We start from the raw sequence: 19,567 nt of genomic DNA, 5'->3' as shown, positions 1-19,567 counted from the left end.
CGATTTTCTTTTTTTCCAATTGTTCTTCCTCCTTATAAAATGAATCAACCTTTAATTGAACCGACCATCATTCCTTTTACAAAATATTTTTGTAAGAAAGGATACACCATAATAACTGGTAGTGATGAAACGATCATCACCCCATATTTTATTACTGCTGCTAATTGTTGCTTGCTGTAGAGCATATTTGCTACTTCAGCGGTCACATTGCTGCCCACTGTGTTGGATGACATATCTTGTAAAATCAAGATTTCTCTCAAGACCATTTGCAATGGATACATAGATTTATCAGATAAGTAAATCAATGCGCTGAAGAAGCTGTTCCAATGACCAACGCCATAAAACAAAGCCATAACAGCAATGATCGGTGTGGATAACGGTAGGACGATCTGCATGAACAAACGAAAATCTGAACATCCGTCTACGATTGCTGCTTCTTCCATTTCCCTAGGAATCGTTGACTGAAAGAAAGTACGCGTGACAACGACATTGTACACAGAGACTGCCCCCGGAATCACTAACGCCCAAACAGTATTCAACATACCCAGACTTCTGATCAACAAATAACTTGGAATCAAGCCGCCAGAAAGAAACATGGTGACAATCATAAAATTCGTAAACGCCCTGCGTCCATAAAAATCATCTCTTGATAAGGCATAAGCACAAGGAAGCGTGACGATCAGATTGATCGATGTCCCTAAGACGGTATAATAGATCGTATTGGCATACCCTCGCCAAATACTGTTATTGCCTAACAATGTTTTGTAGCCTTCCAGCGTGATCCCTTTTGGCAATAGCCACATTTCCCCAGAATTGACCATATGGGGATTTGAGATCGATGCACTGACGATATAAATCAATGGATATAAAACGACCACTAAAGCCAAGAATAAAAAGAAGTAAACAAACCCTAGAAATAATTTGTCGCCTCGTGTTTCTTTAATCAAACTCGTCTGCATGTTCTCACCTCCTATAACAAACTAGAATCACTTAAACGTTTTGCAACTGCATTGACCAAGATCAACAACGCGGAGTTGATCAGTGAATTGAACAACCCGACAGCTGCGGCAAAACTATACTGCGCATCCAATAACCCTTGCTGATAAACGAATGTTGAGATAACATTTGATGATTCCATATTTAATGGATTTTGCATCAGAATAATTTTCTCAAATCCGACAGACATGATGCTGCCAAAACTCATGATCAACAAAATAACCATTGTTGGCATGATCGTCGGTACATTGATATACCAAACCCGCTGGATCCTAGATGCCCCATCAATTGTCGCCGCTTCATGCAACTGCGTATCAACGCCAGAAAGGGCGGCTAAATAGATCACTGAACCCCAACCTGTTCCTTGCCAAACCCCAGATAAGACATAAATCGTTTTGAACCATTTCGGGTCTGTCATAAAATTGATCCGCTCCATGCCAATCAATTCAAGAAAGTGATTGATAATCCCTGTTGAAGGAGATAGAAACGCAATCACCATCCCCACCATAACAACCACCGCAATAAAATTAGGGGCATAGGTAACAGTTTGCGTAATTTTTTTAAAAGGACCATCCTTGACCTCATTGAGTGCCAAAGCTAAGATAATCGGCAACGGAAATCCGACAACTAGGGAGTACACGCTGATCCCGACTGTATTCTTGATGAGATCCCAAAAGTAGTAAGAGTCAAAGAAACGTTGGAAATGTTTGAATCCGACCCAAGGGCTGCCTAGAATACCTAAGGAAGGCATATAATCCTTAAATGCAATGATCACTCCATACATTGGTCCATAGGAAAAAATCAAAATAATGAGAAATGCTGGTAAAACAAATAAATACAGCTGCTTGCTTTTTCTGATCCTTATTTTTATATTGTCCAGTCGACTAGATGACTTCGGCTGACTTTTACTCATACTTGCTGCTTCCATTGAAACTCCTCCTTCGCTCATGATTCAATTCTTAAATGAATTCGCTTACATCGCAATATGTATTTTCGCTAAGTATGACAGGCATCTATGGTTAAGAAACTTGATATATCAACATTCTGTTTTGAAATCGCAAAAAATACACATCCCACATCCTAGAAAAAATCGAGCAATTCTTTTACGTATTGACTACTTTCAAACCAATAGCACCCACACTTGGTATGCGAATCGTTGTCTTGGAAATATAGCTTCGGCCATTTTCACTGCAGACCGACAATACACGATTTGTGGCCAAATCAATGACTTGCGCTTTTTCAGCATTGATCTCATCTAAATAAATCTTCTCTTCATTCAAGTCACGCACACTGCAAAAGGCGTAATGCATTTGCTGTGCTTTATGATAGGTAAACCACCACTGGTTCTGTTTACTTTTTCTCTTGCTTCTTGTCTCGTAGATCCCTTCCCCGTACTGGTCTAACCAAGCACCAATGTCTGCTAGTATAGCCGTTTCTTCTTCTGTAAAAGTGCCTTCTGGTGTTGGTCCCACACCCAAGATTAAGTTCCCACCTTTGCTCACAACATCAATCAATGTTTCAATCAATACTTGACTAGACTTGAACGTATCTGAAGGTACATATCCCCAATCGTTACCAATAGGAATGTTGCTTTCCCATACTTTATCTGGAATCTCATCTTCATTGGGAATTTTTCTTTCTGGTGTCACATAATTTTCATGACGCCCACCCATCATCCGATCGACAATGATCAATTCTGGTTGGTTTTCTCTTGCTATTTCAGCTAATCGATCCATTTGCAGGTCTTCTTTTCCTTGACCACACCATCCACCATCTAGCCATAACAAGTCCACTTCTCCATATTGTGTGGTGATTTCTTGTATTTGACGATGCACGAAGGCAACATATCTTGCCCAGATATCTGGCCGTTCTTCCGGATCGTAACTGGCTCTTCGGCCTTTTTTAGTACCATCATCTAACCAATAAAAAGGAGAATACCAATCTGCTTTTGAATAATAAGCGCCAATACCTAGACCTGCTTTGCGAAAAGATGTAAAGACTTCTTGCAAAATATCTCTTTTGAATGGACTCAACTTCCCACCAATTTTAAATTCTGTCTCTAAGGTATTGAACAAATTAAACCCATCATGGTGTTTTGTTGTGAAAATACAATATTTGAATCCTGCGGCCTTACATACCTCAGCCCAATGCTCTGTATCGAGTTTTGTAGGATCAAACTGACTGATCAACTGCCAATAGTCCAATTGCAATTGTTGGAAATCCTCTCGAAATGCACGACCTTCTCTCGCCCAGAGATCTTCTTCTGATAATTGCCAAGACTCTACGATTCCTGCTTGTGCATATAACCCATAATGAAAGATCACCCCAAACTTTAAATCCTGAAACCAGTCTAGACGCTCTTGCAACATCTGACTTTCTGGATACTGCTGCTGGTCTGCCCAACTATTTGTTTTTGCTTCTTCAATGTCGCCACGAACTTCTTTCATGTGTTTTGCCTCCCCTCTGTCTAACAAAAAAACTAACGAAGTTTGACCGATCAGACAATATGTAATTCTATTTTGCCCTTATGTAGAAAGCGTCATCATCAGAGCTGCACAAAAAATGTGGCCCGTCCTTTTGTTTCAAGCAAGTGCTGAGATATGTCATTTTAGTACATGCTATGTACTATTCGTTTTTACCTATCAGCACAGCATTGTAAGTGCTATCATTTTATAAGAACGGAGGGATTTTTATGGAAGAAAATAAACAATTGTATCGTTTTTCTTATCGTCTAGGGGATTGGTTGTTGTCCTTGATCAAACTACAATTTTTTTGTTTGTTTTTTATCATTCGCGGAGGTGTGCTATTTGGTATTTTCCCAGCAATCACTACAGTGATGCATTATTTTTTATTAACGTTTCAAAGAAAAGAAACTGGACCTGCTTTGTATCCATGGTTCAAGAATACGTACAAAAATCATTTTTTAAAAACCAATCAGTTGGCCTTGATTCTATGTGGGATGGTTGGTTTCCTTTGGGTTGATCTCAGAATTTCCAGTACTTTTGTACAAAATAGTTTGATCCATTTTGTTTTGACCGTATTTTTGATAATGGCTCTGTTAACCGGGGTGTATCTTTTTCCAGTCTATTTGCGATACTCCCTCAGCCATCTGCATTATTTTAAAGTAGCCTTTTTATTGATGATGATCAGCCTCCCGCAGACAATTGCAATCATTTTGGGTATTTTTGTTGCATCGGTGATTGCCACATTCTTCCCTATCTTAGTTGTGACTGCCTTTATTCCCATGGTGATTTTCCCAATCAGTTGGTTTACATTCCAAGCGATTCAGCGGGGCGAGGAAAAAAAAGCGCTCTTTGAATAAGTCAGAAAGGAAAACAAGGATGCCTATTCATATAGAAACAAGCGACCCCACGTTGACTGATTTCTGGCAAATTGCAGCGCCAGAATTGCAGCTGCAGCTAGACGAATCTGGCGAAAAGATGATTTTGATCCAACGTAGCGGCTCGCTAAAAATCGTCAAAACACCAACTAGTACCACCATTTTTTATCAAGAAAAGGCCCACTTATTCCGTGCATTGGTGTTATGGGTGACCCAACCTGAAGCAACCTTTACCTTTGAAGAACAGCCACAATTCAAAGAAATCGGTCCTATGATCGATCTTTCCCGTAATGCTGTTCTAACGATCGAACAAGCCAAAAGATTTATTTTGCTGTGTGGAAAAATGGGCTTGAATACATGTTTGCTCTATATGGAGGATACCTATGAGATACCTGAATTTCCTTATTTTGGCTATCTGAAGGGGAGGTATACCCAAAAGCAGCTGCAAGAATTGGATCAATATGCTCAGGCAATTGGCATCGAATTGGTTCCAGCTATCCAAACATTGGCGCATTTGACCAATCCTCTCAAGTGGGGCTTTGCTAAAGACATGAAAGATACCAGCGACATTTTACTTGTAGACGCGCCTAAAACATATCAATTTATCGAGGCAGCTTTAACTTCGATTCAGCAGAGCTTCTCCACTGATAAGATCCATATTGGCATGGATGAAGCTCATCAATTGGGTAAAGGAACCTATTTTGAGGAGCACGGGCCTGAAGATCGCTTCTCGATCATGACAAAGCATCTGCAAAAAGTAGTCGCCATTTGCAACAAACTATCACTCAAACCAATGATGTGGAGTGACATGTTCTTTCGACTTGGGTCCAAAACGGGTGATTATTATGACCCCGATGTTGATTTTCCTGAAGATTTGCCGCAGCAAATACCAGAAGTCACAATGGTCTATTGGGACTACTACCACCATGACGAAGCCCGTTATCAACAGTTGTTTCGGGACCATCAGCAGTTGCAGCGGCCAGTGATTTTTGCTGGTGGAATTTGGACTTGGAATGGTCTTGCACCTAATTATGGCAAAACCATTGCTACCTCAAGGGCAGGGTTATCTGCAGCAAAAAAGGCCAATATCCAGACAATCTATGCCACATTATGGGGGGATGACGGCGGAGAAACCCCTTTGATCGCATCGCTGCTCGGTTTGCAATTGTTTGCAGAATATCAATTTCATCCTGATCCGACGATTACAGAGATTGCTGCAGCTTTTCGACGTTTCCATCAATTGGCAGCAGAAGATTTCCTTTTATTGTCTCAATTTGATCAAACACCGGGCGTTCCGATGGATAATCCCAGTGGCGCAAACCCAAGCAAGCTCGTTTTCTATCAAGATTTATTATTTGGCCTGTATGATCAAACACTGGCTGCTGAACCCCTTAAAGCACATTATCAACAGCTAGCAAAAGAGTTGCAGCACGTGCAAGTCTCTGCTGATACACAAAAGATGTTTCATTATTATCAGCAGCTTGCCGAAGTATTGTCAAACAAGGCAGATTTCGGGCATACGCTTCACCTTGCCTATCAAACAAATGATTTATCAGAAATACAAAGTCATCTTCACCAAGCAACTCAACTTAAAAAAGCTTTGCGGCAACTTTACGATACCTATCGATCGTTATGGTTTGAGTGGAATCAACCCTTTGGATTTGAAATCATGGACTTACGCTACGGTGCCCTGATGAATCGCATTGACACGACGATTTGGCGTTTAAGCCACTATCTAGACGGTTCGATTTCCGTACTACCTGAATTGATTGGCCCGCGGCTCCCTTATGACGAATTGTATCCATCTCCAGAAGGATTCGGTCGAAATCTTTTTCATGGTATCTACAGCCCAAGTAAAATTTCAGATGTCTAAACAGAAAGGAATGATTGCATGAACAACCGAAGGAAAAAGTGGGGATTGATATTTGTTATCCTCCTCGCTGGATTATTGGCCACATTCTATCTTTCAGCACCAAAAGCTACATCTCACACGATTGAAGCCAATGGAATCACAGGTGCTGTCACAAATCAGCGTGATGCACAAATCTGTTTTGATTTGTTAGAAAAGAACTTGACTGCAGCTTCCAATAAAGATATTGAAACCTATATTGATACATTGGTCTCTAGTGCACATGAGGAAACAGCGCAAGAAATGACGACTTTCTTTGACACCTATACGTTAGCGCATACCTTGCTTTCTTTTGAGATAGTCAAGCAAGAGGCGTCCTCTATGCTGGTGGCCGCCCAACAACAAACAATCAATTTGGGTGAAAATAGCTATCGAAATCATATCACACAGGCCCATCATACATTTGTTAAAGAAGGCGCAGCGTGGAAAATCCAACAGACAGTTATGACAAATACATCATTCATTGATTGAATACACAAAAGGAGTACAACATGATGAGGAAATTCGCCAATTGGCCTACCACTTACCCTGCGCCAGACTGGTTTATTCATGACCGTTTTGGTCTATTTATCCATTTTGGTTTATTCAGTGTTGGTGCCCGCCATGAATGGTATATGACGACTGAGGAAATAGACCCAAAAACCTATCGAGAAACATATTTTGATGGTTTTGACCCTGATTTGTTCGATGCCAAAAGGTGGGCCAAAGCAGCCAAATCTGCCGGTATCACATATATGGTGTTCACAACCAAGCATCATGAAGGATTTGCCTTGTGGGATAGCCAATTCACCGATTATAAAATAACGAACACTCCGTTCAAAAGAGATTTACTTGCTGAATTGCTGCCTGCTTTTCGCCAAGAAGGAATCAAAGTCGGCTTATATCATTCGTTGATTGACTGGTATCATCCACACTTTTCATTAGATGGATTGCATCCCCAAAGAAACCATCAAGAGGCGCGTCTGAACAACGACCAACGAAACATGACCCTCTACCAAGATTTCATTGCCCATCAAGTAGAAGAATTGGTCACCCAGTACGGTAAAATCGACTATATGTGGTTTGATTTCCCTTATAGTCATCGTGACTGGGGCTGGTCTAAAGGGAAAGGTCCTCTTGATTGGGATAGTCTCCGATTGGAAACGATTTGCCGCACACACCAACCAGATATGCTCTTGAATGATCGTTTGGCACTCGGTCGCGGCATCACCACGCCAGAACAGTTTCAACCAGAAAAACCGTTTGAAAAAGACGGTTTACCTGTTCTATGGGAGGCCTGTCAAACGATGTATGGTACGTGGGGCTATGATCGTGATGCCCAAGAATGGAAATCTAGTGATATGCTGTTGAAAATGTTGATCGACACGGTTGCAAAGAATGGCAATTTCCTGCTGAATATCGGGCCAAATGCACGGGGGGAAATCGATCCGCGTACCCGCGAACGACTACAGGCTATTGGGGAATGGATGCGGTTGAACAAACAGTCCATTATTGGCTGCGGCCCAAGCATGTATAGTCCACCCACGGATTGCCGCTATACTCAAAATGGGCTAAAATTATACCTCCATATTTTTTCCTATCCTTATAAACAACTTTATATTAGAGATATTGCAAAAAAAGTCCGCAGTATTCGTTTACTTACAGATGGATCAGAAATTTTTTATCGCGGATACGACCCTCAGGAAGTCATTACCTCTACTGAAGAAACCATTGGTCCTGATGACTTGTTGGTGGCGCTCCCTATAGTGAAACCAGACACCCTCATTCCTGTCCTAGAAATCACTTTGCACGAATCAGATGAAAAAAACGGCAGCTTTCCTCTATAAGAAAAGCTGCCCTTCTTCATGTTGTATGCCATGCCCTGTACAAAGGCTGATACATCGCCTTAGATTCTTCTAGTGCATACACTTTTTGATGAATCGCTGCCAATAGCCAAAACGCATCCTCAATCACCGCTTGTGCTGTTTTTGCTTCTGGTATATCAGCCCATATCGACAGCGCGATCGCTGGCGACTGACGAAGCCACTTTTCGGCTACCTGTTGGTTATGGGCAAATGTGGTCAATTGGAATGACTCTTGGATTTTCTCAAACGTAGGATAGGTATATCCTGCCGCTTCGCCTAATACATAATAGAAAAAATTGTCGTTATGATTGATCAATTCATAGCCATTTTCCAAATAAAATGAAACTGGCGCCATGTTCGGATTCCAACGGGTCCAATAAGATACTTGGCATGCCTTTGATAGTACACATTGCTCTTCACGATTCAAGCGATAGAACCCATCATTCCACACGCGTACAGTAAACCCCAATTGGCGGACGTGGTCAATGATATCATTGACATATTCAATGAAAACTTCAATCCCACTCGCCTTTTCTCCGTACTTTTCCTTTGCGGTTTCGACTAGCAAAGGATAAGTTTCCAGTGCATCAAAATCAATAAATTCATCTGCACCAATATGAAAATAATGACTTCCAGAAAATAGCGCTGCGTACTCGTCATATAACGATTTGATAAACTGTTGTGCATCTGGATGCACAATATTCAGTGCACGTTCATCCATCGTTCCATCTTTCATAGGCAGTTGCCACTCTGGATAATGGTGCAATAGTTGCTTAAGGTGCCCGGGTGAATCCAAATCTGGAATCAATTCAATGAAATAGCGTTTCGCATAATCGATCAATTCTTTGATCTCAGATTTTTTGAGGTGTTGTTCTGACACGATTTCGGGAAATACTTCTGATTCGATACGAAATCCTTCGTTCTCCGAAAAATGAAGTTGTAAATGCGTGCATTGAAACCAAGCCATACTTCGCACCAATTGTTTTAACCTCTTTAAAGAATAGAACTTTCGCCCTATGTCGATCATGACACAGCGTTCGCTGACTTTTGCAGTGACAGTCATTGGTTCGTTGACTTCTTTCGAAGAAGACAGCAATACATATTTGGTGATACCATGAAATAATTCTGCTTGATTTCGCCCAGAGATCCAGCCTTCCACAGGATTGATCACAAAATCTTCGTCTAACGCTGGATCCACGCGCACTACTATTGGCTGCTTCAGACCTACATGATCGATCGATGTTTCTTCTATAAGCTGCTCAATCGCGTCAACCACTTCTTTGTTCTCTTCTTGATAGATAAACCTATTCGCTGCGTTCATATCTTCTCTCCTATATCTGCATTGTTTTCGATGGATGGATCGGCACTTTGATAAAATGTTCTATATTGCCCGGGTGTCATACCAACGATGGTTCTGAATTTTCTTGTATAGTTAGACACATCGTAGTAGCCATTTTCTTGGATGATCTCTTTGATCGGTCGATTTGTTTCCACTAAATCTTCTTTGATTTTATTCAAGCGCTGCATTTGAACATACTTGGAAAATGTCATTCCTGTTTCTTTTTTAATATAGCGACTGACATAAGAGACAGAGACATCGAACTTCTCTGCTAGATTTTCCAAGCAAAGCTGTGAGGAAGTATAGTGTTTCTGCATATAATCAATGATTGTTTCGCTCATATTTATCGCAGGTTTTGGTGTATTCGCCTGAACTTCTTCGCAAATCAAGTGTACCAAAGCCACCAGATTTTTTTCTAATTGATTCAAATGACTAAACTCAACCATTTCTTCCGCTTTTTGTAGAATCGCTTGACCAGCTAATTGTTCGCCCACTTGGGCTACGGCGTTTAATACATAAAAGCCGTACATTTTTTGGACAGATATTGAATAGCCTTTAAGACGAACTTCTGAAATCAGTGTATGGATCATTTCAGTCGCCACTTTGCTGTTTCCCTGATTCAGTGCTTGGATCAGTTTTAGTTTCTTTCCTTCAGGATAACTAATCGTATTTTCTTTTGTCTCATAGGTGATATCTCGATAATAAACGATCGATTGTTTGTTGGCTGAATGATAGTCTAATGCTGCCAAGCTTTCGATGTAGGATACATTTACAGAAGTTAATTGGTGGACCACAGTCCCGATGCCGATCGGGGGAACGATATCTGTTTTCTTTGAGATCAATGCCAGCATTTCTTCCACGATTTTATCTGGTTTTGTTCTTTGCTCAAAACCGATCACCAGGGCAATCAATTCGCTGCTCAAGATTTCTGTTGCATACACAGCATAGTGGTTAGTCACCACTTGCTCAATCGAATCAATCAAAAAGGCAGATTCTTGATTTTTTTCTTTGGCGTTGATATTTTTTGCATCCATTACCATCACAAAATAATGATTTGCCGGGAACTGGACATGGACAGCTTTCAGCAACAGCGCCAACTCTTGACTTGATTCAAAGCGGTCACTAATCAATTTTCGAATCACTTGTTCTCTGGCATGAGGGGTCTGCAATTGAATCTCTTGATGCAACGCTTGGTGTTTGGCAAAGAAATCCTCGAGCGTGGTATGCACATCTTCTATGCTTAGTGTCGATACTGCAGTTTCAGGTGTGTGCTTTCTCACCAATTTTTCGATCCGTTCAATCGGCCGATAACTTCTGCGTCCCATGATAACGACGACCACAACACCAATAGCAAGCATGATCACAAACGTGGCAAAAAAACTATTCTGCACACGATTGACACTTTTTAGCGCGCTATCCATATTTGTAACAGACACGACTGAGATACCTAAATCACTATTTGGGAGAGTTTGGATCAAATAGTTCTGTTGATCATACTTCACCTGTTTTTCAGCTAGCGCACTTTTCAACACGTCGGTATTTTCAAATTGTTCTGTCACTGTATTTTTTTGCGTACTCGCGATGATCTGGCTTTGATCATTGACGAGAAAATTGGTTGAATTCCCATCGCTGGATGTGAGATCCAGCATACTTTTCAAACTAGATTCTTTGATTTCATAGATAACTGACCCATAGGCAGGCAAATCATCATTTTGCAAAGGTACCACATAAAAAAATCTTGATATGCGGGTCATTGCTTCTGCTTCACTAACGGTCAACAATGTTGGTGCATCCACATTTAATTGCTCGATGAGTTGGGTTGTGTGTTCTGTATTATTTTCTAATACATTGTGCAAAAACGTTTCAATTGTATAGATGCCTACAGAAGAATACAATCTGTCTTGATCGTCTTTATAATGAAGATATGTTTCTTCGACGAATTCGCTGGTCATTTTATATGCCTGTAAGCGTTCTTTCCCCTCTTTCGCATAATAAGGATGACGCATAGAGTTCAGAGTGAGCAAATAATCACCACTCATTTTTTGCGTCAAATAATTCAATTGAATGAAATTGTTTTCTAAAGAATATTTTAATTGGATCAATTGGTTTTTTGCCATTAGCTCGACTTGTTGCTGAATGCTTTCTACTGAAGCAACATACCAAATACTAGAAATGATCAGAAATGGGAGTAAAAAAACAATCAAGTACGATAAGATTGCCTTACTTACACCACTTACTTTCTTTTGCCCTCTTCTTTTACCTGTATATTCCATATTGATCCTCCCGTGTCTGTAGGATTCCGCACAATTGATTTGACGGAGGATTCGGCCTTTTCCTTTGATAAAGATGATTAAAATTTATTTAAAAACGTTTTCATTATTATTATGATTCAAAGGACAAAAAATAACAATACAAGATTATCATTTCGTTTGACCTTTTATTTCGAATTTATTTAAAAAATAATAACAAGCGCCAATCAAGTTCGAGTCATTGCCAAATAAACAAGCTTCAACCTGTGGCACGATAATGTTACTAGGGATCGTGGCCGCCAGACGATTTATTTCCCTTTGCAGCGCAGGGAGCAAAAAATCACTTTTGCTAATACCGCCACCGATGAGTATTTTTTCTGGATCAACCATATATTGTAATGAATAACAACCAACCGCTAATTTCTCAATAAATGTATCGACCGATGCTTGTGTCTGCGTATCCCCTGCTTCAAAAAGTGCCGCTACTTGATGCCCATCTAGCGGTTTGCCGAACTTTTGACTGACTTCTTCTACAAGTACACGTGTAGAGCCTACCAAGCTCCATATTTCCCAAGGCTTCGGATCAGATGGATATAACATATAGCCAAATTCTCCCGCTACCAAATGTTTGCCTCGTACCAATTGATGATTGATCATCAAGGCGCCGCCCACTGATGTACCGAGGACGATTGTCGCAAAATCTTTGCAGTTCTTCCCGTTACCTAACCATTTTTCTGCCAAGAGGGCACAGTTCCCATCATTTTCTGCGGATACTGGTAGGTGAAAATAACGCGCCAATTCCTTAACGAGTGATTGGCCGAATGCTTCATACAGTACCGAACCTATGCCAATTTCTTGGGTCTGCGGATCAACCAAACCGGTACTGCTAATTGCGATACCATCAAACATACGTCCATAGTGTTGCTCAATATGATCGATCAAGTGTGCGGTTAATTGTTCGTAAGCGGCAGGCATCGGAAAGTTTCCTCTCGAGATTATGGTGCCGTTTCGATCAATTACCCCTGACTTTATCATTGTGCCGCCAATATCAATTGTCAAAATATCCATGCTACCATCCCTTTATTTAAAGTACCTCTAGTATAAGGAGCCAATTTGACATATGACTATATGTAAATTCTTCGCCACTATGTGAAAAACGTCAAATATCGTCTCTTTCACTTGTTACGTAAGGAATTCTCTCCTTGATCGTCTATCGAGGAAATTTGGTTCCTTTTCGATGACCCTCTAAAAAAATAGTGTGTAAATAACACAGTAAAAGTCAAATCATTTGAATAACCCATAACTTTTCGGCATACTAAGGAAAGAGTATAAGTCGAAATAGTTGACTTAAATAAAATTTGAGGTGACAACATGATTGAGTTTCAGCAAGTAGCCAAAATTTATAAAGGTGGAAAAGTAGCCGTCGAAGATGTCAATTTGTCTTTTGATAAAGGTGAATTCATCTGTTTTATTGGGACCAGCGGCAGTGGGAAAACCACTTGTATGCGGATGATCAACCGTATGACTGACCCATCTAAAGGAAAGATTTTGATCAATGGAAAAAGCGTGACTGAGATCAACCCAGTTGAACTGCGCCGCAAAATCGGCTATGTGATTCAAAGTATTGGTCTAATGCCCCATATGACGATTCGCGAAAATATTACTTTGGTACAAAAACTATTGAAAGTCAGCCAGGAAGAACGCAACAAAACCGCTGAAAAAATGATTGACTTAGTAGAATTGCCCCGCGAAATGCTTGACCGCTATCCAAATGAATTATCCGGTGGGCAACAACAGCGGATTGGTGTTGTTCGTGCCTTAGCTGCCGATCAAGATGTGATCTTGATGGACGAACCTTTCGGTGCATTGGATCCAATTACCCGTGATTCGCTGCAAGATTTGGTCAAAGATTTGCAAGAACGTCTTGGTAAGACGGTTGTTTTCGTTACCCATGATATGGATGAAGCTCTCAAGTTAGCTAGCAGAATCGTGATCATGAGTGAAGGGAAAGTCATTCAATTTGATACTCCTGCCAACATTCTTCAACACCCTGCAACACCGTTCGTTGAAGAGTTGATTGGGGAGGATCGCTTACTGCAAGCAAAACCTGACACGACACCAGTCAAAGATGTCATGTTGAATACACCAATCGCCATCACACCAGAAAAATCATTGCAAGAAGCCATCCGCTTGATGCGTGAAAAACGGGTAGATACTCTGTTGGTCACTGACAACAGCAATGTGCTGAAAGGCTATATCGATGTAGAATCTATCGACCGAAACCGTGGCAAAGTCACGAGTGTAGGAGATATCTTGAACAAGGATGTCTTTTTTGTGCGGGAAACAGCGTTGTTGCGTGATACATTGCAGCGTATCTTGAAACGCGGATTAAAATATGTGCCTGTCGTCGATGCTGATAAACATCTTGTGGGTATCTTGACCCGTGCTTCATTAGTTGACATCGTCTATGATGTGATCTGGGGCGACGAGCCTTCGATCTCCGACGCAATCGAATCAGTGAAACCTGCTGAAACAGAGGAGGTCTAGTTCATGCAAAGCTTCATAGATCAATATGGCGGTCAAATCGTCAGCAAAAGTATCGAACATTTATATATTTCATTTGCAGCATTGCTGCTAGGTATCCTCGTGGCTGTGCCTGTCGGCGTGATTTTGACCCGTTTTCCTAAAGCAGCCTCCATCGTGATCGGCATCACCAGTGCGTTGCAAACCGTTCCTTCTTTGGCCTTATTGGCCTTGATGATTCCGATCTTAGGTGTCGGTAAAGTGCCAGCGATCGCGGCATTGTTCATCTATTCATTGCTGCCGATTTTGCGCAACACGTATATCGGGATGAAAAAAGTCGATTGGAATTACCGTGATGTCGCGAAAGGTATGGGGATGACCAACCTCCAATCCATCGTTAGTGTAGAATTGCCATTGGCGATCCCAACGATCATGGCGGGGATTCGTTTGTCTGCCGTCTATGTATTGGCATGGGCAACCTTGGCTTCATATATTGGTGCGGGCGGATTAGGCGACTTGATTTTCAGTGGTTTGAACAACTATCAACCACCATTGATTTTTGCCGGAACGATTCCTGTAACTATTTTTGCTTTATTGGCAGACTGGTTGCTTGGATTGCTAGAAAACAAATTAACACCGGCTGCTTTAAGGGGGGATGCTTAATGAAAATCAAAGCAAAACTAACCTTGCTCTTCTCTTTGGGTCTCGTTTTCCTATCAGGGTGTTCATTCCCTGGATTGGCATCGACATCGACAGATGATACGATCGCCATCACTGGCGGTATCACATCAGAAGCACAAATTCTTGGCGCTATCGTGGCGGGCATGGTCGAACATTATACGGACAAAAATACAACAGTCATCAATAACTTAGCGACAACGACCATCAACCATCAAGCGATGATGAATGGCGATGCATCCATCTCGTCTGCACGTTATACAGGGACTGATTTAACGACGACATTAGGGTTAGAACCAGAATCAGATCCAGATGCTGCTTTTGAGAAGGTCAAATCCGAATTTGAGAAACGTTATGACCAAACGTGGTTTCCTTCTTATGGTTTTGACAATACCTACGTTTTCTTAGTTCGCAAAGATACGGCAGAAGAGTATGGATTGGAAAAAGTGAGCGACCTGAAAGATGTTGCCGACCAATTGGTGGCCGGTGTCGATACCGCTTGGATCACCCGTGTCGGTGATGGTTATGACGGATTCCAAGAAGCATACGGATTTTCTTTCCAAAATATTCTACCGATGCAGATCGGCTTAGTCTACGATGCTGTGGATAACGGCAAAATGGATATTGTTTTAGGCTATTCGACAGACGGACGAATCGGCAGTTACGATCTTGTCATGCTAGAAGATGACTTGCATTTCTTCCCGCCATATGACGCAGCACCAGTTGTTGACAACAAATTGCTGGAAGATACACCTGAAGTTGGCGATGCATTGAATAAATTAGCTGGCACGATCGATACCGAAAAAATGCAAGAATTGAACTATCAAGTTGACAATGATCTATTAGAACCAACTGTTGTTGCAGAACGTTTCTTAGAAGAAAATAATTATTTTGAAGGAGAGTGATCCCATGGCTGATATGAATCTATTTCAACAATTTGTGTTCTATTTTCAAGAAAATGGCGGCTATGTGTTCACGCAGTTTCTCCGTCACTTTTTGATCTCGATTTACGGCGTACTTTTTGCAGCCATCGCAGGTATTCCGATTGGTATTTTGATTTCCAAAAAAATGCGCTTGGCTGACTGGGTGATTCGTTTTGCGAACATTATCCAAACGATTCCCTCTTTGGCGATGATTTCAATTTTGATGATTGGAATGGGACTGGGTGTCAATGTCGTCATTCTAACGATTTTCCTTTATTCTTTATTGCCGATCATCAAGAACACTTACACTGGCATGCGTCAAGTTGACCGCAATACATTAGATGTCGGTAAAGGGATGGGCATGACCAGTTGGCAACGGCTGTACATGATCGAATTGCCTTTATCTGTATCTGTGATCATGGCGGGAATCCGCAATGCCTTGGTCGTAGCGATTGGTATCACAGCCATTGGTGCCTTTGTGGGCGCTGGAGGTCTAGGTGACATCATCATCCGAGGAACAAACGCTACAGATGGTGCGTCGATCATTTTGGCAGGTGCATTGCCGACTGCATTGATGGCAATCATCACAGACTTAGGCTTGAGTTTCATTGAACGCCGCTTGGATCCTGCGAGTCGGACATCGAAATAAGTAAAACCGTTTTGTCAGAGTTTTGACAAAACGGTTTTTTTGCATCTAATCGTTGGTTTTGATCCAACCTATTTATTTCATCCCATACACTTGCACTTCATAGATTCTTGCTGCAGAATCGGCGCCTTGCGTTGGTTTATCGATACTCAGCTTCACATATCGGACTTCTTTGGCTGCAAATGTGTGACTAGATTCCGCTGCCTCATTGGTCAAAATACGAGAAACGGCTTCAAAGTCTTTGCCGTCTTCACTCACCAAAATCGTATACGCACGACTATTCATATCCGGACTTTCTCCTCCAGCTTCGGCATGTGCGATATGCACTTCACTGACAGTTTGCGCACTGCCCAAATCAATCGTCAATTCATGCGGCCCATTCCCTGTGGCACACCATTTCGTGCTGGTGTCCCCATCCACTGCAAAGGCAGGTGCTTCAGCATCATTGACAAATGAGCTGGCACTGACATCTGCGCCTTCAGATAAAAGTGTCAAATCATTCGGTGCATCCTCACGTATTGTGATCAAGCCTGTCATTTCAATAGGCGTTTCACCAGACGCATTTTTGGCAGTTAAAGTAACAGTGTACGTGCCAGGTTGGTCATAGGTCACTTGCGGGTCGTTCGCACTGCTTGAATCAATGTTTCCGCCTTCAAATGTCCAACTGACTTCTTCTGTGTTGCTAGAAGATGTGTTCGTGAAAGTGATCATTTCACCCGGTGCTGCCAATGTTTTGGAAGCAGTGAAGGATGCTTTAGGCACTTGATTGTCTGGCCAAGTAATATCAACTGTATCAGATAGCGCCCCACGATGACCGTACTGATCGACTGGCAAAACAGCAAAAGTTGTCGTATCCGTCTCTTGTCGATCCAATGCATTCAAGTAAAAATTTTCTGCAGGTGTTGCACCTAAGAATGAACGGCTGTCATCTGCGTTGATTTGATACAATTCGTAATAGCTGGCGCCATCAGTCGTTGCTTCCCAAGTAAAGCGAACCCCTGCATAATTGCCTTCTTCTTCATCAAATAAGACGTCTTCAACTTGCACATTGTCGACACCTAATTGGCTAGCTTCGTGGTCCCCGATCGCCAATTGGCCTAAATTCATCTCATAGACATCATTCGTTGCTTTGCTACTTATCGCTAAACCAATGTCTGTCACAGTTTGATCCGCATAGTTCTTTACATCATAATTGACTGTCGTCCATTCCGTGCCTACTTCTTGATCCCCTTCAAGGATCTCTTGACTGCCATCTTCAAATGTCAGTATCAAGGATAAAGCTGTTTTATCCGTTGCTTTGGCTGTGGCGCTGATTTTGGTCGTTGTTTCCAGTTTGACCTGCGTATGATATAGCGCCATTTGACTCGTTGCACCTTCGGTCATATTTCCCCTCAGTTTCAACGCATTTCCACCATTATATGCATCCGCATAATTGACAGTGACCGCTAACTGATTGTCGTCTTCATGATCGAAGACCCAGCGATAGGTCGGCAAAACATCTTGCAAACTTCGATTGTTCCAATTGCGGCTAGATACTTTTTCCCCATCAATGAAATAATTATAGCCATTTCCTAGATTGAAATTGGTCACAAAAGGTAGTGATGTGATCGCAGTCTGTTCTAATGCATAAGTGGAGATCCCTGGCCATTCGGTGTCTTCTGGCAAGGTACTTTCTCGAGGATCGCCGGATGTATTGACCCAGAAGGCATTTTCTTTGGCCTGGAAATCATCGGGATTGCTGGATGACGTATAGGTCCAACTTGGCACATATAACCCCAATGATGTATAAGGAATGCCTTGATCATCCGTAAATAGATCCCACCGTACTGGGGTAGAATAGCCATTTTCTTGAACATCGATCCCTGCCAATAAGTTATATGGATCAATGCCGATCTCTAACGCTTTTTCATTCGATGCCTTCAAGAGTTCTTGATCTGCCAGTCGATCACTGGTCCACCAGAAATTCAGGAACATACTATCTGATAAAGGTTCCATCTCTGCATCCACTAAGTACGCTTTATTTTCATCTGTCAGGGCATTTTGCCAGTCCATCTTCCCATCTGTCGTCATAGAATCGTACCACATGATATCTAAATGTTCTGCTTTTTCCTTGAACTGTGCGATCAATTCTTGCATCGCTTTGGCATGAGATTCGTTCAAACCACCTTCAGCTGTTGTATCTTGTGACGTACCATCGGAGGCTTCATCAAAGCTCGTCACGACTGTATCTGTTTCTTGATTGAAGAACCAGCCATCAAAACCATATGCCTCAGCGACTTCAATCAATTTATCCACGATTGGGAAATTCCCTTGATCGTCTTTTTCTAAAAATGTATCCAACCATTCTAACTTGCCGCCATGTGCCGTTTGCGGGAAAAAGACCGTGCCTAAAACGGGCACACCGTTTTTATGTGCAGCATCTGTCACATCAGGACTTGGCGGTACGATAATGCCTTCACCAGAGGAGCCGCCCCAATAAACCAATTGATCGATATATTGCCAATAAGAGAACACATTGGCATCAAACGTATTGATGCCTCTAGGTGAATTGCCGCTCGTACTGCTATTCATGATCGACAATGCAACAACCTTGGTTTCTGCATATTGGCTGTCATTCATTTGCGGCAAGGTCTGCTTGTCCACCCGCGCAGCCAACGGTACAACACTGGTATTATATTGGGCATCAGGATCATCTGCATAAGACCAATCCAACAAGTCTTCTGGAAACCAATAAGAAGACTCCGGTTGATTATCCATCGCCTTCTCAATGGTACTTTTTGCTGTTTCCTTATACACGACCTCTGCTGTATCTGCCTCACTTTGGCTGCAACCGGCCAACTGTGCTGAAGCCGCCAACAGAAGCATCGCCACCCCTGCTTTTCTCAATTTACTCGTCACACTTCTTCCTCCTTATATACTATATATTGATTCGCTTGTTATTGAAAACATGCGAAGTCATACCAACTTAAAATCATTTGGGGGAGTTCTCACACCAAAGATAACGCTTCCAAATAAAAATATATAGGAACAAATTAAAGGAATGATGCAACAGATTTAAGAAATATCGAGATTGATTTTTCTTAACAAGTGTTTTTTATAATAAAAAAAGAAGCAGCATGA

Annotated in this window: 15 protein-coding genes; 8 read left to right on the top strand and 7 right to left on the bottom strand. The window is 41.7% G+C overall.

Annotated elements, in window-relative coordinates; genetic code table 11:
- Positions 1-44 precede the first annotated feature (44 nt).
- The 3 genes from AEQ18_RS08395 to AEQ18_RS08385 form a co-directional block, all read right to left on the bottom strand.
- Positions 45-959 carry a carbohydrate ABC transporter permease gene (locus AEQ18_RS08395; protein ID WP_054115882.1) on the bottom strand — a complete coding sequence of 305 codons (915 nt, stop codon included), beginning with the start codon at positions 957-959 and terminating at the stop codon, positions 45-47.
- Between the two features lie 11 nt (positions 960-970).
- Positions 971-1,909, bottom strand: coding sequence for an ABC transporter permease (locus AEQ18_RS08390; protein WP_396174006.1), 939 nt, complete (start codon positions 1,907-1,909; stop codon positions 971-973).
- Between the two features lie 190 nt (positions 1,910-2,099).
- Positions 2,100-3,443 carry an alpha-L-fucosidase gene (locus AEQ18_RS08385; protein ID WP_054115880.1) on the bottom strand — a complete coding sequence of 448 codons (1,344 nt, stop codon included), beginning with the start codon at positions 3,441-3,443 and terminating at the stop codon, positions 2,100-2,102.
- Between the two features lie 245 nt (positions 3,444-3,688).
- On the opposite strand from AEQ18_RS08385, the gene AEQ18_RS08380 reads away from it, so the two are divergent.
- The 4 genes from AEQ18_RS08380 to AEQ18_RS08365 are packed head-to-tail and all read left to right on the top strand — an operon-like array spanning position 3,689 to position 8,071.
- Positions 3,689-4,318 (top strand): YesL family protein, encoded by a 630-nt coding sequence (locus AEQ18_RS08380; protein ID WP_054115879.1) that lies wholly within the window; start codon positions 3,689-3,691, stop codon positions 4,316-4,318.
- A 19-nt stretch (positions 4,319-4,337) separates the two neighbouring features.
- The gene (locus tag AEQ18_RS08375; protein ID WP_054115878.1) at positions 4,338-6,209 is read left to right on the top strand and encodes a beta-N-acetylhexosaminidase; all 1,872 of its coding nucleotides are present in this window, start codon (positions 4,338-4,340) and stop codon (positions 6,207-6,209) included.
- 45 nt (positions 6,210-6,254) lie between these two features.
- Complete coding sequence (locus AEQ18_RS08370) at positions 6,255-6,716, top strand: hypothetical protein (RefSeq protein ID WP_235505512.1); 462 nt, start codon at positions 6,255-6,257, stop codon at positions 6,714-6,716.
- Positions 6,717-6,739: 23 nt separating this feature from the next.
- Complete coding sequence (locus tag AEQ18_RS08365) at positions 6,740-8,071, top strand: alpha-L-fucosidase (RefSeq protein ID WP_054115876.1); 1,332 nt, start codon at positions 6,740-6,742, stop codon at positions 8,069-8,071.
- Between the two features lie 16 nt (positions 8,072-8,087).
- On the opposite strand, the gene AEQ18_RS08360 is transcribed toward AEQ18_RS08365, so the two are convergent.
- From AEQ18_RS08360 to AEQ18_RS08350, 3 genes are all read right to left on the bottom strand, one after another.
- Entirely contained in the window at positions 8,088-9,410 is a 1,323-nt protein-coding gene (locus AEQ18_RS08360) for a family 20 glycosylhydrolase (RefSeq protein WP_054115875.1), read from the bottom strand.
- Positions 9,407-11,701: a helix-turn-helix domain-containing protein gene (locus tag AEQ18_RS08355; protein ID WP_082348627.1), complete on the bottom strand. Its 2,295-nt coding sequence runs from the start codon at positions 11,699-11,701 to the stop codon at positions 9,407-9,409. Before AEQ18_RS08355 ends, AEQ18_RS08360 begins: the two co-directional genes overlap by 4 nt.
- Positions 11,702-11,848: 147 nt before the next feature.
- Positions 11,849-12,745 carry an ROK family protein gene (locus AEQ18_RS08350; RefSeq protein WP_054115874.1) on the bottom strand — a complete coding sequence of 299 codons (897 nt, stop codon included), beginning with the start codon at positions 12,743-12,745 and terminating at the stop codon, positions 11,849-11,851.
- A gap of 303 nt (positions 12,746-13,048) precedes the next feature.
- On the opposite strand from AEQ18_RS08350, the gene AEQ18_RS08345 reads away from it, so the two are divergent.
- Genes AEQ18_RS08345 through AEQ18_RS08330 form a run of 4 tightly spaced genes read left to right on the top strand, consistent with a single transcriptional unit; the run spans position 13,049 to position 16,450 of the window.
- On the top strand, positions 13,049-14,224 hold the full coding sequence (locus AEQ18_RS08345) for a betaine/proline/choline family ABC transporter ATP-binding protein (protein WP_054115873.1): 1,176 nt from the start codon (positions 13,049-13,051) through the stop codon (positions 14,222-14,224).
- A 3-nt stretch (positions 14,225-14,227) separates the two neighbouring features.
- Positions 14,228-14,863, top strand: a complete 636-nt coding sequence (locus tag AEQ18_RS08340; RefSeq protein ID WP_054115872.1) for an ABC transporter permease — start codon at positions 14,228-14,230, stop codon at positions 14,861-14,863.
- A complete protein-coding gene (locus tag AEQ18_RS08335) occupies positions 14,863-15,783 on the top strand; it encodes an osmoprotectant ABC transporter substrate-binding protein (RefSeq protein WP_054115871.1) in 921 nt (306 codons plus the stop codon). The genes AEQ18_RS08340 and AEQ18_RS08335 overlap by 1 nt, the downstream gene beginning before the upstream one ends.
- Before the next feature lie 4 nt (positions 15,784-15,787).
- On the top strand, positions 15,788-16,450 hold the full coding sequence (locus AEQ18_RS08330; RefSeq protein WP_054115870.1) for an ABC transporter permease: 663 nt from the start codon (positions 15,788-15,790) through the stop codon (positions 16,448-16,450).
- A 72-nt stretch (positions 16,451-16,522) separates the two neighbouring features.
- Here AEQ18_RS08330 and AEQ18_RS08325 read toward each other — a convergent pair whose 3' ends face one another.
- Positions 16,523-19,345 carry an endo-beta-N-acetylglucosaminidase gene (locus AEQ18_RS08325; RefSeq protein WP_054115869.1) on the bottom strand — a complete coding sequence of 941 codons (2,823 nt, stop codon included), beginning with the start codon at positions 19,343-19,345 and terminating at the stop codon, positions 16,523-16,525.
- Positions 19,346-19,567 lie beyond the last annotated feature (222 nt).

The sequence above is a fragment of the Enterococcus sp. RIT-PI-f genome (genome assembly GCF_001297065.1).
GTDB lineage: Bacteria > Bacillota > Bacilli > Lactobacillales > Enterococcaceae > Enterococcus_D.
The sequence above is the reverse complement of the archived record's forward strand: the minus strand, read 5'-3'. Positions and strand labels throughout refer to the sequence as shown.